Below are 15,809 nucleotides of genomic sequence, written 5' to 3' on the forward strand. Positions count from 1 at the left end.
TAGGTGATTTGTCAGGGATTATACTGGGGGATGTGTTGATGGTGGTGCGACACATTAGCATGCTATGTGGCTTAATTGTTTGAAAAGTATGGATGTGGCTGCAAATTGATACGGGCGGGGGAGCAGGGTTGGTTGGATTCGGAAATGTTCGTTTTGGCGCGACTGGTGTCGCGCCGGAGGACTATGATTTTGCGTAAAGCACGAAAACGGTAGGAATTTTGTGAAGGTTGGGTGCAGGTTTGGGCCAGTTGGCAATCGGCAACGAAATGATTTGCTCTTCGTCAGTATTCAGGTTGGCTGCAGCACATAGCAAGGTGCTGCCTTTGCATTGGTTCTGAATGGTTTCCAATAGTTGATTGTTGCGGTAGGGTGTTTCAATGAAGGCAATGGCTTCATCTTGCTGTGATGAGCGTCTTTCCAGGTCTTTCAGTGCCTTTGCACGATTGGCTGGGTTGGCCGGCAGGTAGCCATGAAAGCTGAATCGCTGGCCATTGGCACCTGATGCCATCAATGCAAGTAAAATGGATGAGGGGCCCACCAAGGGCTTCACGCGGATGCCGTGTGCGTGTGCATGACGGACCAGTAGCGCTCCCGGGTCTGCAATGGCTGGGCAGCCGGCTTCTGATAATAGGCCGGCATCATGGCCCTCCAGCAATGGCTTCAGCAGCGAGGCAACGGCATTGGTTGGTGTGTGTTCATTCAGTTCGCTCATCTGCAGCTGTTGTAGGGGGCTCTGAATCTCAATCTGCTTCAAATACTGTCGAGCAGTTTTGGGATGTTCGACAATAAAGTGTTGCAGCTTGGCAGCAATCTGTTGCGCGTCTGTTGGCAGGAAGTAGGTAAGTGGAACATCGCCTAGGGGCGCTGGAATGAGGTAGAGCGTGCCGTAAGTCATCAGTGTTTTACAGTATTGGGTAGTTGACGTTATTCAGCATGTCGATAAGGCGAATTAGGGGAAGACCAATCAGGGCATTGGGGTCGTCGCCGGAAATGGCTTCAATGATGACGATGCCAAGACCTTCTGATTTTGCACTGCCTGCACAATCATAGGGTTGTTCTTTGCGTAGGTAGGCTTCAATCAGCTCATCGCTGATGTCGCGGAAATGTACGGAGGTGACGACATCTGCAGTTTGAAGTGAGTCGCTACGGGTGTCGAGCAATGCCAGTGCGGAATGGAATTCAACGATGCGGCCGCGCATTTTCCGCAGTTGTGCTACTGCGCGCTCATGGGTGTGTGGTTTTCCAATCTGTTCGCCATCTAAGGTTGCAACCTGGTCTGAGCCAATGATCAACGCGTTGGGGTGCAGGGTGGCCAGCGAGCGCGCTTTCCATTCCGATAGGCGCAGGGCGGTGGTGGTAGGTGCTTCATTGGGAAATGGGGTCTCATCCACATTTTGTGGGGTGGTTGCAATAAATGGGATAGCCAATCTTTCAAGTAGCTCTCGTCGATAGCGCGAGGTCGAGGCAAGTATCAATTCTGGGTGCGTCATGTGGCGGATTAAGGGCGAGTTGATCAATCAGCGGAAAACGCTGTGTTTGAATGGAGCGTTTTGACAGTGTTGCCAAATCAGTATAACATGCGCCGTTTATGTCCGACTCTATCTTCATCGACAGCGAACAGTTTGCCCGAGATGGCCAGCATCTGACTGGTTCTGTGGCGGTTGCCGATCTTGCGCGGCTGCATGATCAATTGATCGGCACTGATGGGAATGTTACCTATGAGCTGCTAGGCGGTACTGACCTTCGTAAGCGCGGTACGCTTACCTTGCGAGTAGTGGGTAGTGTTCAGCAATTATGTCAGCGTTGCTTACAGGCAATGGATGTATCAATCAATACCGATGTATTGCTGACATTGTTTCCAGATGAGCAGGCGATTGAAATTGCTTCGAGTGAAGAGCCGGATATTGAAGGAATTGTGGCGAGCAAGCGTCTTGACGTCGTAGCGCTGGTTGAAGACGAGGTGCTGTTGAGCTTGCCGCTTGCGCCAAGGCATGACGTATGTCGAGCTGCTGGTGATACGAACTCGCGCTCGGATAAGCCTAATCCGTTTGCAGTATTGAAACAGTTGAAACAATCGAAATAACGATTTCGGTTCTCTTTCCAGGAGTTGATGAAATGGCAGTTCAACAGAATAAAAAGTCCCCTTCTAAGCGTGGTATGCACCGTGCGCATGATTTTTTGACCGCTCCTGGCTTGGCTGTTGAGCCTGTGACTGGTGAAGTACACCTGCGTCACCATATCAGCCCGAACGGTTTCTACCGTGGTAAGAAAGTTATCCGCACCAAGGGTGAATAATCAGGGGCGATTGCCCACGCAGCACTGTTTTTTAAAGTATCCACTTCCGGCCGCTCTGCGGTCACCAAAAGATGGACATCACAGTCGCAATCGATGCGATGGGCGGTGATCATGGGCCACATGTCACCGTCCCCGCTGCGCTCAAATTTCTGAGCGACAATCCCGAAGTCAATATCATTCTGGTTGGTCTGCAAGACGCCCTTGAGGTTGAGCTCAAAGCGCGCCGTGCATCCGTCAGTCCACGCTTGCGTATTCACCATGCCAGTGAGGTTGTGGCGATGGATGAATCCCCTGCTTTGGCGTTGAAGAGCAAAAAAGATTCTTCAATGCGTGTTGCCACGAATTTGGTCAAAACAGGTGAAGCGCATGCCAGTGTCAGTGCCGGTAATACTGGTGCGCTGATGGCAATTTCCCGATTTGTTCTTAAAACCTTGCCTGGCATTGAGCGTCCAGCCATAGCCAAGATTATGCCAACTATGACGGGTAGCGTCTGTATGCTGGACCTGGGTGCCAATGTGGATTGTACGCCTGAGCAATTGGTGCAATTTGGCATCATGGGCGCCATGCTGGTGTCAGCCGTTCAGCATAAGCCCAATCCAACCGTGGGATTGTTGAATATTGGTTCTGAGGACATTAAAGGAAATGAGATTGTCAAACAAGCTGGTGAGCTGCTTAGAAAAAGTGGTTTGAATTACTATGGTAATGTGGAAGGTAACGATATTTACCTTGGCACAACTGATGTGGTGGTAAGTGACGGATTTACTGGTAATGTTGCGTTGAAGACGTCAGAAGGGCTGGCCAAAATGGTTGGTGTTTTTCTGCGTGAAGAATTCAAGCGGAACACATACAGTAAGCTGGCTGGTATTATCGCTTTCCCGGTATTGCAATCTTTCAAGGATCGCGTAGATTCTCGTCGCTATAACGGTGCCAGCCTGCTTGGTTTGCGCGGTGTGGTTGTTAAAAGTCATGGCGGAGCAGATGAGTTTGCTTTTCGCTATGCACTTGGCCAAGCCGTGGAAGAAGTCAGGAATAAGGTACTGCATCGCATCGCAGAAAAAATCGCCGAGCAATTTCCACCATCCAAAGCAGAAACTGCAGACTAGATTATGTACGCTCGAATCATCGGCACCGGCAGCTATCTCCCAGAGAAAATTCTAACCAACGATGATTTGAGTAAGCTGGTTGATACCAGCGATGCCTGGATCACAGAGCGCACAGGTATCCGCGAGCGCCGGGTCGCTGCAGAGGGTGAAAAAACCAGCGACCTGGCTTTGGCTGCCAGTCGTAAGGCAATTGAAGCGGCAGGGATCAGTCCGTCGGAAATTGATCTGATCATTGTTGCCACAACTACTCCCGATCTGATCTTTCCGAGTACTGCCTGTATTCTGCAGCAAAAACTTGGTATCCCAGGTTGTCCGGCTTTCGACGTCCAGGCAGTGTGTAGTGGGTTTCTTTATGCGCTGGCCACGGCTGATAATTTCATTCGCGCTGGGTCCAGTCGCTGTGCGCTTGTAATTGGTGCGGAAATTTTCTCGCGTATTCTAGACTGGTCAGATCGTACAACCTGTGTGCTGTTTGGCGATGGGGCTGGAGCGGCTGTGTTGAAGCGGGATCAGGTACCCGGTGTCATTGCAACGGAGCTACATGCTGATGGTCGATATACTGACATTCTGCGTGTTCCAGGTAATGTTGCCGAGGGTGCTGTTAAGGGTAAGCCCTATCTGGAAATGGACGGACCTGCAGTGTTTAAATTCGCCGTCAAAGCGCTAGGTGATGCTGCAGAGTCAATTCTTGCAAGTCAACGGGTTGCAAAAACCGAGGTTGACTGGATGATTCCGCATCAGGCCAACCTTCGTATCATTGAATCAACCGCCAGACGGCTGGATTTGCCAATGAGCAAGGTGGTAGTGACGTTACCTTATCACGGTAATACATCTGCTGCTTCGATACCGTTGGCGCTGGATACGGCTGTCCGCGATGGACGGGTCAAGAAGAACGATTTGTTGTTGTTAGAAGGTATTGGTGGCGGATTTGCATGGGGCTCCGCGCTTGTTCGTTGGTAACCGATTCCTTTATGCAACAATTACAAGCTATATAAAAACAAGATCAGTATTTAGCCAAAGAAAACGGTTGTAATCAGTAGATGGGAGGCGCTCGATGAGCACCGCTTTTGTTTTTCCTGGGCAGGGTTCGCAATCCGTAGGTATGTTGGACGGATTTGCAGAACTGACCACTGTCAAAGATTCGATCGATGAAGCCGGTAGTGTGTTGGGCTTCGATCTATGGACCATGATTGCGCAAGGTCCGCAAGAGCACTTGAATCAAACTGTCAACACCCAACCGGCCATGTTGGCTGCAGGGGTGGCCATGTATCGGGCATGGTGCGAGTTAGGTGGTATGCCCCCAGCCTGGTTGGCAGGACATAGTTTGGGTGAATATACTGCACTTGTCGTGGCAGGTTCGCTTGACTATGCTGATGCGCTCCGTTTAGTTCGTTTTCGTGCCGTGGCCATGCAAGATGCGGTAGCAGAAGGCGAAGGTGCTATGGCTGCGATTTTGGGACTAGATGATGCGTTGTTGCTAGACGCTTGCCGTGAGGCTGCCGAAGATCAGGTGTTGGAAGCAGTCAACTTCAATTCCCCAGGGCAGGTAGTAATTGCCGGGCACTGTGCAGCGGTTGAGCGGGGCATGGAAACTTGTAAGGCTAAAGGGGCAAAGCGGGCATTGCTACTTCCGGTAAGTGTGCCATCGCATTGTGCTTTGATGAAGCCTGCTGCGGAGCGTTTGTCGGCTGAACTTGCCAAAGTGCGGATTTCCATACCTACTATCCCTGTCATTCATAATGCCGATGTGACAGTGCATTCCACCCAAGAAGCGATCCGAGATGTGTTGGTTCGTCAGCTGTACAGTCCGGTTCGCTGGGTCGAAACGGTTCAGTATCTGGTCACTCAGGGTGTTTCCCAGGTGGTGGAGTGTGGGCCTGGCAAGGTATTGGCTGGCCTGAACAAGCGCATTGACGCTGGTGTCAAAGGTGTTGCATTGGTGGATGTTGTGTCCATGCGCACGTTGCTTGATGCCTGATTCGACTTCCATTCTTTTCCCAAAATCAAGGTGAGACATGTTTGAAGGTAAAGTGGCGCTGGTTACTGGCGCAAGTCGTGGCATTGGTCAGGCAATCGCACTAGAGCTTGCTAGGCAAGGTGCTACGGTTGTTGGTACTGCGACTACTGAGCAAGGGGCTACTGCAATCTCTGCCTATTTGACAGACGCTGGCGTGAAAGGTGTTGGTATGTCGCTGAATGTCAATGATGGCGTGCGGACAGATGCCGTGTTGGAGCAGATTCAAAAACAGTATGGTGACATTGCAATGCTGGTGAACAACGCTGGTATTACACGTGATCAACTGTTGATGCGTATGAAGGAGGAGGATTGGGACGATGTTATGTCGACCAATCTCAAATCCGTATTCAGGCTTTCCAAAGCTGTATTGCGTAGCATGATGAAGGCTCGATGGGGGCGCATCGTCAGTATTGCTTCCGTTGTGGGTAGCACCGGGAATCCGGGGCAAGCCAATTATGCGGCAGCCAAGGCTGGTATCATGGGCTTTACCAAATCTCTGGCACGGGAGGTGGGTAGCCGCAATATTACGGTTAACTGTGTCGCACCTGGATTTATCGATACGGATATGACCCGGGTGCTGCCGGACGAGGCGAAGGCCGAGTTGATCAAGCAGATTGCACTGGGACGTTTGGGTACCCCACAGGACATTGCAGAGGCTGTTGGTTTTCTTGCTTCGGATAAAGCGGCTTATATTACTGGTACTACGCTCCATGTGAATGGTGGTATGTACATGAATTAATAGGCGAAAATTGCTTCGCCACAAGGCTTGCGCCCGGGTTTGCGAATTTTGGTACAATGCCCGGGCTTTTATTAATCCTCTTGAAAGGTATGGGTTAGTTAAATGGAAAACATCGAACAGCGTGTGAAAAAGATCGTAGCTGAGCAACTCGGTGTGAATGAAGCTGAAGTCAAGAACGAATCCTCGTTCGTTGACGATCTGGGCGCTGATTCGCTGGATACGGTTGAACTCGTCATGGCGCTGGAAGAAGAGTTTGATCTGGAAATTCCGGACGAAGAAGCCGAAAAGATCACCACGGTTCAACAGGCAATCGACTACATCGTTGGCCACCAGAACTAACCTGTTCAGGTTTCATGCCGGCCGCGGCTTGCCCACAAGGCTTGCGCGCCGGCGGCAACTGATGTTGCACTCTTCCTTATCTTGTATGTGGAGCTACCTTGTCTAAACGCAGAGTAGTTGTCACCGGTCTTGGTCACTTATCCCCTGTTGGTAATAATGTGGAACAAGGCTGGGCCAATATTATCGCCGGTCAGTCCGGCATCGCCCGAATCACCCGCTTCGATCCGTCTAGCTGCACGTCGCAGATTGCCGGTGAAGTGAAGGGATTCGATGTTACAGAATATCTCTCCCCCAAAGATGCCCGCCGCATGGATATTTTCATCCATTACGGTATGGCTGCGGGCATTCAGGCAGTGCGCGATGCAGGGTTGGATAATCTGGAGGGCCTGGATGCAGAACGCATTGGCGTGATCATTGGTTCCGGTATCGGCGGTTTGCCGATGATCGAAGACACGCACAAGGCGATGCTGGATGGTGGGACACGTAAGGTGTCGCCATTCTTTATCCCTAGTTCCATCATCAATATGATTTCCGGCAACTTGTCGATTCATTTTGGCTTCAAAGGGCCAAACTATGCGATCGTCAGTGCCTGCACGACAGCTGCACACTGTATCGGTGATGCTGGCCGTCTCATCGAATATGGTGATGCGGACATCATGGTTTGTGGTGGTGCCGAATCGGCAGTTACGCCGTTGACCATGGGTGGCTTTGGCGCTGCACGTGCCTTGTCTACTCGAAACGATGACCCGGCGACAGCAAGTCGTCCTTGGGATGCTGGTCGGGATGGTTTCGTGCTGGGTGAAGGTGCGGGAGTGGTTGTACTTGAAGAGTATGAACATGCCAAGCGCCGTGGTGCGAAGATCTACGCCGAGCTGGTCGGCTATGGCATGAGTGCCGATGCTTACCATATGACAGCACCGTGTGAGGATGGTGAAGGCGCAGCCCGTTGCATGAAGAATGCCTTGCGCAATGCAGGCCTGAATCCTGACCAGATTGATTACGTCAATGCGCATGGGACTTCGACACCTTTGGGTGATATGGCTGAAACCGTTGCGATCAAGCGTTGTTTTGGCGATTACGCCAAGCAGCTGGCGGTCAGTTCGACCAAGTCGATGACTGGTCACTTACTGGGTGCTGCAGGTGGGGTCGAAGCGGTCTATTCGGTGCTGGCATTGCACAACCAGATTGCACCGCCAACCATCAACATGATGGAGCAGGATCCCCAGTGTGATCTGGATTACGTCCCGAATACGGCGCGTGAAATGAAAATTGAATACGCGCTTTCCAACTCATTTGGTTTCGGTGGCACCAATGGTACGTTGGTGTTTAAACGAGCCTAATGTTGACCACGGGCACCTGTTCAAGGTGCCCGTATTATTTTCCCTTCCAACGCCATGCATTATTCCAAGCTTGATCGGCTTCCTGACCTGATCAGCCTACACGCTGCAGCGCCCACACGTTTTCCTTATTTGTTGCAGTCCTCCGGCGACACTGGTTGGGACATCCTGTTTGCTTATCCACGCGACGTTGAACTGTTTTGGGCAGGTGATGGCCGAGACGTATTTGTCGAATTGGATCGACGATGTTGTGTTGCACACCGCCAGGAGTCAACCCCTGTTGGTGTAGACTTTCCACCTTTCCGAGGCGGGTGGTTCATTTACCTGGGTTACGAGATGTTGCAGGCGATTGAACCAACAGTCCCCGTTTTGGCAGCAGTTCGACCTTTTCCGCGAGCCATGCTTGCAAATGTACCAGCTGCAATTTGCATCAATCGTACCAAGCAGGAAGCATGGGTGATATCTGATACCGATGAGTCCCTACTGCATGAGTTGCTTGGCGTGTGCCGTACGGCCAAGCCAAAAGCTGCCGTGCCTATCTCTCTGCTGGCGTTGGGAGAAGAGCCTGCTGAACAGTTCTTGACCGGTGTGGACCGCATCAAGCGCTATATTCGTGAAGGCGATGTATTTCAGGTCAACCTGTCACGTGAATGGACGGCTGAGCTGGATCCGTCAATACAACCGGTGGACATGTTCCAAGCACTACGAACCGCGAATCCGGCGCCGTTTTCCGGTTTGGTCAGGTTGAGTGAGACACATAGTATTGTCAGCTCGTCACCAGAACGTCTGTTGCGTGTACAGAATGGTTGGGCAGATACCAGGCCGATTGCTGGGACCCACCCTCGTTCACAGGATGCGGACGAGGATGCAGCACTGAAGGCGCGGTTGATCGGTAGTATCAAGGAGCGCGCCGAACACGTGATGCTGATTGATCTGGAGCGTAACGATCTGGGACGGGTATGTGTACCCGGGACCGTGCAGGTAGATGAATTGATGGCAGTGTGCAGTTATGCCTATGTGCATCACATTGAATCCAATGTCAAAGGTCGCTTGCGTGACGATATCACCCCGGCAAGAGCCATTCAGGCCATGTTCCCGGGCGGTACCATTACAGGCTGTCCAAAGGTACGTACCATGCAGATCATTGCCGAGCTGGAGTCTGGCCCGCGGCATGCCTATACCGGCAGTTTTGGCTATGTGAATCGTGACGGTAGCATGGATACCAATATCCTGATTCGTACCTTCATGCAAACTGGTAACCAACTTCGTTTTCGGGCCGGCGCCGGAATAGTGGCAGATTCGGACCGCGAGCGTGAATTGCAGGAAACAAGGGCGAAAGCCCGTGGTTTGTTGCGTGCATTGGGTGTGACAGCATGATATTGATCAACGGCCATCGGGATGGACGGATCGCTGCCAATGATCGCGGTGTTGCGTATGGTGATGGCGTATTCCGTACCATGCCGATAAGGCAGGGTGTGATACCTTTCTGGGCGCGGCAGTGGGACGCGTTGGAGCGGGATTGTGCCACTCTGCATATGTCTCGGCCTGATTTGATACAATTGCAGTCTGAACTGCGGCAATGCATGGCCGGTATTGTCGAAGGGGTGGCTAAGATCACGCTGACGCGTGGCGAAGGACCGCGAGGTTATCGTATTGATCCCACTGCACCGATGACACGAATCGTTCAGGCTCACGCCGGCTTTCCCTACCCGCAGTCGTTGGCAGAACATGGCGTGGCCTTGACCCGCTGTGTGACACCTGTGACGCGCCAGCCTATGCTGGCCGGAGCAAAAACCTTAAACCGACTAGATAGCGTGCTGGCCCGTCGTGAGTGGGATGATCCTGCGGTCTTCGATGGCTTGATGTCCGATGGCGAAGGTGCCTGGCTGGAAACCACGATGTGCAGTCTATTTGTTGTCGTGGCCGGGGCTGTCCATGTACCTGATTTATCATGTGGTGGGGTATCCGGCGTCAGTCGGGAATTGGTCTTGACATGCAGTCAACGTTTGTCGATACCAGTAATAGTAAGTCGGATTGATGATGCCCTATTAACCAGGGCACAGGCGGTATTTGTAGCAAATAGTCTGGCAGGTGTACTGCCGGTGGTACGGATTGCCGAATTGGCATACAGTGATTTGCGTTTAATCAGACAAATTCAGGCTGAGATGACTATACTCTCGGCCCTAGATACCTCATTGAGCAGCATATGAAGATATTCCTCACTCTGACCCTTTGCCTGACGCTCATTTCACCGGTTATGGCGGCAGAGACGGTCACGACAGTTTATGATCCAGCACAACATACGGAAAAGATGCGGTTGCATTGTGCGGAACTCGACAATCAATTGGCCTTGATGGCCAAGCGGGAAAAGCGGGGTTTACATAAGCGTGAACGTGAGCGTTTCTATCAGAAACGTGATGAGCTGCAAGGAAAGCGTGAGAAGCAATGTGCTCAATTCAAAGTGCAATGATTGATCTGCCGGTTTGAGCGAAACTGCATGTTGATCTTCAAGGGCCACCAGCAGGTGGCCTTTTTATTGGACTGATCAGTTGCACCATCCGGTACTTACCCATAAACCCGCTATACTCGCCGCCATGGATGAATTCAATCTGATCCAACGCTTTTTTACTCGCACGACACCCAGTGCCTTGCTAGGCATTGGTGACGATGCTGCATTGATCCAGCCCACTGTGGGCCAGGCAATTGCCACATCGGCCGATATGTTGGTGGAGGGTAGGCATTTCCTACCGGATACCGACCCGTATCGTCTTGGTTGGAAGGCTCTGGCCGTGAATCTGTCCGATCTTGCTGCCATGGGCGCCACGCCACGCTGGGCATTATTGAGCCTGGCATTACCAGATGCTGACCCAACGTGGTTGTCCGGTTTTTCGCAAGGCTTCTTCGAGCTGGCTACACAATTCGAGGTTGAGTTGATTGGTGGTGACACTACACGTGGACCACGCAATCTGTCTGTACAGATCATCGGCGAGGTACCACCAACGGCAGCGTTGCGACGGGATGGGGCGAAACTGGGTGACGATATCTGGGTATCAGGCCATCTTGGCGAGGCGGCACTTGGGTTGGCAGTACTGCAACAGCGTGTACAACTGCCTGGCGATGCGTCCAGAATCGCAGTCGACCGCCTTGAACAGCCTATGCCACGTGTGGCATTAGGTTTGGCATTGCGTAGGGTGGCGCACAGTGCGATTGATATATCGGATGGTTTGTTGGCCGATTTGGGACATATTCTGGAACGAAGTCAGGTGGGGGCAGTTGTGGATGCACGTCAATTGGTTTGTCGGCCAGTCTTGCAATCTGCCTTGGCATGTGTAGCGGGTTTGTCATATCAACTGGCAGGAGGCGATGACTATGAGCTGTGCTTTACTGCGGGGACAGATCACCGACAAGCCATTGCTGGCTTGTCGGACACGTTAGGGTTGCCACTGGCCCGCATCGGAAAGATTGTGCCTAACGGATTGACCGTGCTGGGTATGGATGGCGAGCCTATGGTCATTTCAAAGACAGGATTCAATCATTTTGCAGACTAATCCCGCGCCTAACGTCAAGCCTACTTGGCGCTTTATTCTGGCACATCCGGCTCGTTTTCTTGCTTTTGGTTTTGGTAGTGGTCTCAGCCCCAAGGCACCCGGAACTTTTGGAACGCTGGTCGCAATTCCACTTTACGCCTTGTTGATTGCATTGCTTCCAGAACCGATGGTGTGGGGCGCGATTGTTGTGATGTGCATAGCCGGCATCTGGATTTGCGATGTGGCCGGCAAGGCATTGGGCGTGGCAGATCACGGTGGCATCGTGTGGGACGAAATTGCCAGCTTTTGCATTGTGCTGGCGGTGGTACCGAAGACACCACTCTGGTGGGCGATTGCGTTTGGCTTGTTTCGGTTGTTTGATATCTGGAAGCCATTCCCGATTCGCCAACTGGATGCGAGAACTCACAGTGGCCTGGGTGTGATGCTGGATGATGTGTTGGCAGCTGGCTATAGCGTGGTGTGCTGCCTGGTGTTGATGCAATTGAACTTGTTGGGCTGAAAGCCCCCCCGCCGGGAATCGAACCCAGAACTGCCCCTTAGGAGGGGGCCGTTATATCCATTTAACTACAGGGAGATGGGCTTAGGTCGCGAAGCTAGGCTTACGATTTCGCGATAAAACAAGGCCCGCATTATACCCATTTCCATCTGTTCGAGGGAAGCATGTGCGAATGCCGCTTGCGGTGGGCATGGCAGTGGATATCCCGTTTGTCACTTCACTACTGCAAAACCCCATCTCCACCAAGTCTGTGACTGACAGCCTGATGGGTACAGGCTGTCTTGGTTTGGCAGAATGAATCCGGCCTGTCATGTTGCATCAATGTAGTTGCATCTAATCAACCGTGCTACCTGCTGCTTTCCACCTCATACGATAGATGGCATCACCATCGGCCATCGCATGTTTTTTGCTGTGATGGTGCCTCTCTATTTATATATCTGATCATTCATATAATCGATTGTTTAAATGTTTGATATTTAATTGTATTTTTTGTTGATTTTGATTGTTGTGTTGGCTAAACCGGATCTATAGGCGAGTGCTTTATCACTGTCTGTTTAAATTCGAATTATCGAATGTTCTGTGATTGAGCTCGTCGATGATGTGTTGCATGGTGATTACTCGAGCCCGGTTGTGTGAGGTGTGCTGAACAATAACGGGTAGCACCCGCAGGTTTTTGAGTTGGGATTTGCCTCGAGTCGCGGTACTGATGTTCAACCATTCTCATAGAGAAGGAGTGCAACATGGACGGTTATATTGCTGAAATCAGGCTGTGGGCTGGGACGTGGGCGCCAGTTGGTTGGCAGTTTTGCAATGGCCAGCTCTTGCAGGTCAACTCGAATGCAGCGTTGTTCAGCTTGATTGGCAACACTTATGGTGGTGATGGCAGAACAACTTTTGCCCTACCAGACTTACGCGGCAGGGTACCACTTGGCGTTGGGCAGGGCCAAGGTCTTCCTACCAATTATCAATTGGCCGGTAAAGGTGGTGCTGAGTCGGTGACACTGTCCCAGGCCCAATTACCGGCCCATAACCATACGATTGCACTGAACGCAGGCACTGACAACAGCAATGGTATTACCAACCCAACAGTGGGTTCGACAGTCTTCTTGACCGCTGGGGCAGCATTTATCGGTCGCGACCCTATCACCTTGAATGGCCTCTACACCAGCGCCGACCCAGGCCCGAATGCAGGAAAAGTAGGGGGGGGATCATCAGGTGTGACTGGTCAGTCAGCCCCGGTGGATGTGCGTGAACCATATATGGCGTTGAATTTCATCATCTGTATCAATGGTTTGTACCCAGATCGCCCTTGAGGAAAATACGTGATAAGGGGAGGCAGCGTGATTGGCAGGTCCAGTCCGGGCTGCTTTCGTGATGTGACCAGGCCGCTGATCCAAGACCAGGTTCGGCGGCCAGTTGTCGTCTGGTTCCAAAGGCAGGTTTGTTGTTGGCGGGAACGGGCAGGGCGACTTGTCCGGCTTGAATGGAAGTTTGCTCAGGAGAAGTTCGATGGCGCAGTTGAATCGTGATACCCGGCCGCAACGCCGGTCGTTTGCAGCTTCCATGCGGGCTCTGGAGCCACGCATCATGTTCGATGCTGCAGTGGCCCCCACGTTGGCCGATATGGCAGCAGAAGTCAGCCAGCCCATCGGTATTGCCAATACGCATGATGCCCTGGCACCTGTCACACCCAATTTGGCCGGACACCGTGCGGTGGTATTTGTTGACAACGCAGTCAGAAATTATCAGCAACTGGTTGGATCGATCGCACCAGAGGCTGAAATTGTCTTGCTGGACCATACGCAGGATGGCTTGGGTCAGATGTCTGCCTATTTGGCGGGGCGCCAAGGTTTCGATGCCATCCATGTCATCAGCCACGGCAATAGCGGCACGCTTTATCTGGGTACTACCCGGCTGGACAATTCGACACTGAATCAGCACACCGCTGCGTTGACTACCATTGGTCAAGCATTGACTGCCCAGGGGGATCTGCTGCTTTATGGCTGCGATGTCGCGGCAAACGAATCTGGTGCAACATTTGTCAACCAGCTGTCGACCCTGACGGGTGCGGATATTGCGGCCTCAACCGATCGAACCGGTACATTGCACCTGGGGGGAGATTGGATACTGGAGGCTAGGACTGGAACCATCGAAGCATTGTCTGTGTTGTCGGCGGACGGTGCGCGAGCGTACAACGATCTGCTGGCATTGCCATCTGCCAACCAATCGTTCAGCACCACCTATTACAACAACAACCGTGGTGCCAATACAGTCGATGGATTCACCATTACAGCAGGCGCCAGTACGACAATTTTGACGACATCCACGTCAATCTATATCAACGGAACCAACGTCAGTGGCGGTAACAAGTTCGGCACCATCGTCTGGACGGCAGACAATACCGACTTGGCGACGTTCGATCTGGATACGTTGACCGTGACCAACCTGGGGGGTAACTTCCAGATTGAGGTTTCCGCCACTTCTGGTGGCAATCCCGTGACCCAAACGGCCAATATCTTGACGGGGTCAGGTACCACAGCAATTGATATCGATGCGACACAATTCAACGATATCTCCAGCTTTACCATCAAAGTCACCAACACCAGCGGCGCTAGCACACAGAACATCGATCTCGTGTCGATGGTATTGGCGGATCTGAAGGCACCGGTTTCAAACAATGCACCGGTCAACACAGTACCCAGCGCGCAGACTTTCAATGAAGATGGTAGCAAGACCTTTTCCAGCGGTGGCAGCAATGCCATTTCCGTCAGTGATGCAGATGGCGACAACCTGACTGTAACGCTATCTGCAACGGGGGTCAGTGGGTCGTTGGTGTTGGCGACCACAGCCGGCCTGACCATGATCGACGGCGATGGTAGTGACGGTACCTTGAGCTTCAGCGGTGCGGCAGCCAATATCAATACCGCGATGAATGGCCTGGTTTACACCCCGACCGCCAACGCCAATGGCGCTGCAACATTGCAGATTGTGACCAGCGACGGGGTTGCCAGCGATACCGATACCGTAGCAATGACGGTAACGGCCGTGAACGATGTCCCGACCGATATCGGGCTCAGTGCTTCGTCGGTGAACCAGTCTGGCGGTACCAATGCCACCGTCGGCACGTTGAGTGCGACGGATATTGACTCGGCCTCGTTTACCTATACCTTGGTAAGTGGCGTAGGCGATACGGATAATGCATCCTTCAACATCAGCGGTAGCACGTTGCGTGCTAACAACGCGGCTGTCATGAGTGCCGGCGTTTACTCGATCAGGGTGAGGGTGGACGACGGTGCCAGTGGCACCTATGAAGAGGTGATGAGCATCACCGTTGTGGACAATGTGGCTCCGACCGTAACTTCAAGCAGCTCGGCATCGGCGGCCAATGCAAGCAGCGCGACCTATACGGTGGTATTCAGCGAGAGCGTCACCGGTGTCGACCTGAGCGACTTCACGTTGACGACGACAGGTACGGCGGCAGGTACCCTGGCCAGCATCAGTGGCAGTGGCACCACCTATACCATTACCGTCAATGGTATCAGCGGCAGTGGCACCATGGCGGTGGATCTGAACGGCGCGGGGACCAGTATCATCGATGCCAATGGCAATGCCATCGGTGGTGGCTTCAGTGGCACCGCACGGACGGTGGATCTGGATGCCCCAACGGTGAACGCCAGCAGCTCGGCATCGGCGGCCAATGCAAGCAGCGCGACCTATACGGTGGTATTCAGCGAGAGCGTCACCGGTGTCGACCTGAGCGACTTCACGTTGACGACGACAGGTACGGCGGCGGGCACCCTGGCCAGCATCAGTGGCAGTGGCACCACCTATACCATCACCGTCAATGGTATCAGCGGCAGTGGCACCATGGCGGTGGATCTGAACGGCGCGGGGACCAGTATCATCGATGCCAATGGCAATGCCATCGGTGGTGG

The 15,809-nt window shown here is 52.6% G+C and carries 18 protein-coding genes and 1 tRNA gene; 16 read left to right on the forward strand and 3 right to left on the reverse strand.

Annotated elements, in window-relative coordinates; translation table 11 throughout:
• Window positions 1–181 precede the first annotated feature (181 nt).
• Window positions 182–895 (reverse strand): SAM-dependent methyltransferase, encoded by a 714-nt coding sequence (locus FFS57_RS11880; protein WP_137938009.1) that lies wholly within the window; start codon window positions 893–895, stop codon window positions 182–184.
• A 7-nt stretch (window positions 896–902) separates the two neighbouring features.
• On the reverse strand, window positions 903–1,490 hold the full coding sequence (locus FFS57_RS11885; protein ID WP_137938010.1) for a Maf family nucleotide pyrophosphatase: 588 nt from the start codon (window positions 1,488–1,490) through the stop codon (window positions 903–905).
• Between the two features lie 98 nt (window positions 1,491–1,588).
• On the opposite strand from FFS57_RS11885, the gene FFS57_RS11890 reads away from it, so the two are divergent.
• The 13 genes from FFS57_RS11890 (at window position 1,589) to FFS57_RS11950 (ending at window position 11,877) form a co-directional block, all read left to right on the forward strand.
• Window positions 1,589–2,083: a YceD family protein gene (locus FFS57_RS11890; RefSeq protein WP_137938011.1), complete on the forward strand. Its 495-nt coding sequence runs from the start codon at window positions 1,589–1,591 to the stop codon at window positions 2,081–2,083.
• A 32-nt stretch (window positions 2,084–2,115) separates the two neighbouring features.
• Window positions 2,116–2,295: a 50S ribosomal protein L32 gene (gene rpmF / locus FFS57_RS11895; protein WP_137938012.1), complete on the forward strand. Its 180-nt coding sequence runs from the start codon at window positions 2,116–2,118 to the stop codon at window positions 2,293–2,295.
• A gap of 71 nt (window positions 2,296–2,366) precedes the next feature.
• Complete coding sequence (plsX, locus tag FFS57_RS11900) at window positions 2,367–3,398, forward strand: phosphate acyltransferase PlsX (RefSeq protein ID WP_137938013.1); 1,032 nt, start codon at window positions 2,367–2,369, stop codon at window positions 3,396–3,398.
• A gap of 3 nt (window positions 3,399–3,401) precedes the next feature.
• Complete coding sequence (locus FFS57_RS11905) at window positions 3,402–4,358, forward strand: beta-ketoacyl-ACP synthase III (RefSeq protein WP_171013868.1); 957 nt, start codon at window positions 3,402–3,404, stop codon at window positions 4,356–4,358.
• 94 nt (window positions 4,359–4,452) lie between these two features.
• The gene (gene fabD, locus FFS57_RS11910) at window positions 4,453–5,376 is read left to right on the forward strand and encodes an ACP S-malonyltransferase (protein WP_137938015.1); all 924 of its coding nucleotides are present in this window, start codon (window positions 4,453–4,455) and stop codon (window positions 5,374–5,376) included.
• 37 nt (window positions 5,377–5,413) lie between these two features.
• Window positions 5,414–6,154, forward strand: coding sequence for a 3-oxoacyl-ACP reductase FabG (gene fabG / locus FFS57_RS11915; RefSeq protein WP_137938016.1), 741 nt, complete (start codon window positions 5,414–5,416; stop codon window positions 6,152–6,154).
• Between the two features lie 102 nt (window positions 6,155–6,256).
• Complete coding sequence (acpP, locus tag FFS57_RS11920) at window positions 6,257–6,493, forward strand: acyl carrier protein (RefSeq protein ID WP_137938017.1); 237 nt, start codon at window positions 6,257–6,259, stop codon at window positions 6,491–6,493.
• Between the two features lie 98 nt (window positions 6,494–6,591).
• Window positions 6,592–7,833, forward strand: coding sequence for a beta-ketoacyl-ACP synthase II (gene fabF, locus FFS57_RS11925; protein WP_137938018.1), 1,242 nt, complete (start codon window positions 6,592–6,594; stop codon window positions 7,831–7,833).
• A gap of 54 nt (window positions 7,834–7,887) precedes the next feature.
• Window positions 7,888–9,207, forward strand: a complete 1,320-nt coding sequence (locus tag FFS57_RS11930) for an aminodeoxychorismate synthase component I (protein WP_137938019.1) — start codon at window positions 7,888–7,890, stop codon at window positions 9,205–9,207.
• Complete coding sequence (pabC, locus tag FFS57_RS11935) at window positions 9,204–10,040, forward strand: aminodeoxychorismate lyase (protein WP_137938020.1); 837 nt, start codon at window positions 9,204–9,206, stop codon at window positions 10,038–10,040. Before FFS57_RS11930 ends, pabC begins: the two co-directional genes overlap by 4 nt.
• Window positions 10,037–10,300 (forward strand): hypothetical protein, encoded by a 264-nt coding sequence (locus FFS57_RS11940; RefSeq protein WP_137938021.1) that lies wholly within the window; start codon window positions 10,037–10,039, stop codon window positions 10,298–10,300. Before pabC ends, FFS57_RS11940 begins: the two co-directional genes overlap by 4 nt.
• Window positions 10,301–10,379: 79 nt before the next feature.
• Entirely contained in the window at window positions 10,380–11,378 is a 999-nt protein-coding gene (thiL, locus tag FFS57_RS11945; protein ID WP_349306734.1) for a thiamine-phosphate kinase, read from the forward strand.
• Window positions 11,368–11,877 carry a phosphatidylglycerophosphatase A family protein gene (locus FFS57_RS11950; RefSeq protein WP_502705914.1) on the forward strand — a complete coding sequence of 170 codons (510 nt, stop codon included), beginning with the start codon at window positions 11,368–11,370 and terminating at the stop codon, window positions 11,875–11,877. The genes thiL and FFS57_RS11950 overlap by 11 nt, the downstream gene beginning before the upstream one ends.
• Before the next feature lie 3 nt (window positions 11,878–11,880).
• Here FFS57_RS11950 and FFS57_RS11955 read toward each other — a convergent pair.
• Window positions 11,881–11,952: transfer RNA gene (locus FFS57_RS11955), tRNA-Arg, on the reverse strand.
• A gap of 94 nt (window positions 11,953–12,046) precedes the next feature.
• On the opposite strand from FFS57_RS11955, the gene FFS57_RS26100 reads away from it, so the two are divergent.
• The 3 genes from FFS57_RS26100 to FFS57_RS11965 all read left to right on the forward strand — a co-directional run.
• The gene (locus tag FFS57_RS26100) at window positions 12,047–12,172 is read left to right on the forward strand and encodes a hypothetical protein (RefSeq protein WP_283204912.1); all 126 of its coding nucleotides are present in this window, start codon (window positions 12,047–12,049) and stop codon (window positions 12,170–12,172) included.
• A 442-nt stretch (window positions 12,173–12,614) separates the two neighbouring features.
• On the forward strand, window positions 12,615–13,187 hold the full coding sequence (locus FFS57_RS11960; RefSeq protein WP_137938023.1) for a phage tail protein: 573 nt from the start codon (window positions 12,615–12,617) through the stop codon (window positions 13,185–13,187).
• Window positions 13,188–13,383: 196 nt separating this feature from the next.
• On the forward strand, window positions 13,384–15,809 hold a 2,426-nt coding region (locus FFS57_RS11965), incomplete at its 3' end, for a DUF4347 domain-containing protein (protein WP_137938024.1).

It is taken from the genome of Chitinivorax sp. B (genome assembly GCF_005503445.1).
Classification (GTDB): Bacteria; Pseudomonadota; Gammaproteobacteria; order Burkholderiales; family SCOH01; genus Chitinivorax.

Coding starts and splice junctions, on each gene's coding strand:
- acpP (WP_137938017.1), top strand. CDS start 6,257: ATGGAAAACATCGAACAGCGTGTGAAAAAGATCGTAGCTGAGCAACTC.
- FFS57_RS11890 (WP_137938011.1), top strand. CDS start 1,589: ATGTCCGACTCTATCTTCATCGACAGCGAACAGTTTGCCCGAGATGGC.
- FFS57_RS26100 (WP_283204912.1), top strand. CDS start 12,047: ATGCCGCTTGCGGTGGGCATGGCAGTGGATATCCCGTTTGTCACTTCA.
- pabC (WP_137938020.1), top strand. CDS start 9,204: ATGATATTGATCAACGGCCATCGGGATGGACGGATCGCTGCCAATGAT.
- fabD (WP_137938015.1), top strand. CDS start 4,453: ATGAGCACCGCTTTTGTTTTTCCTGGGCAGGGTTCGCAATCCGTAGGT.
- fabG (WP_137938016.1), top strand. CDS start 5,414: ATGTTTGAAGGTAAAGTGGCGCTGGTTACTGGCGCAAGTCGTGGCATT.
- FFS57_RS11930 (WP_137938019.1), top strand. CDS start 7,888: ATGCATTATTCCAAGCTTGATCGGCTTCCTGACCTGATCAGCCTACAC.
- FFS57_RS11880 (WP_137938009.1), bottom strand. CDS start 895: ATGACTTACGGCACGCTCTACCTCATTCCAGCGCCCCTAGGCGATGTT.
- FFS57_RS11940 (WP_137938021.1), top strand. CDS start 10,037: ATGAAGATATTCCTCACTCTGACCCTTTGCCTGACGCTCATTTCACCG.
- FFS57_RS11885 (WP_137938010.1), bottom strand. CDS start 1,490: ATGACGCACCCAGAATTGATACTTGCCTCGACCTCGCGCTATCGACGA.
- rpmF (WP_137938012.1), top strand. CDS start 2,116: ATGGCAGTTCAACAGAATAAAAAGTCCCCTTCTAAGCGTGGTATGCAC.
- FFS57_RS11905 (WP_171013868.1), top strand. CDS start 3,402: ATGTACGCTCGAATCATCGGCACCGGCAGCTATCTCCCAGAGAAAATT.
- FFS57_RS11960 (WP_137938023.1), top strand. CDS start 12,615: ATGGACGGTTATATTGCTGAAATCAGGCTGTGGGCTGGGACGTGGGCG.
- plsX (WP_137938013.1), top strand. CDS start 2,367: ATGGACATCACAGTCGCAATCGATGCGATGGGCGGTGATCATGGGCCA.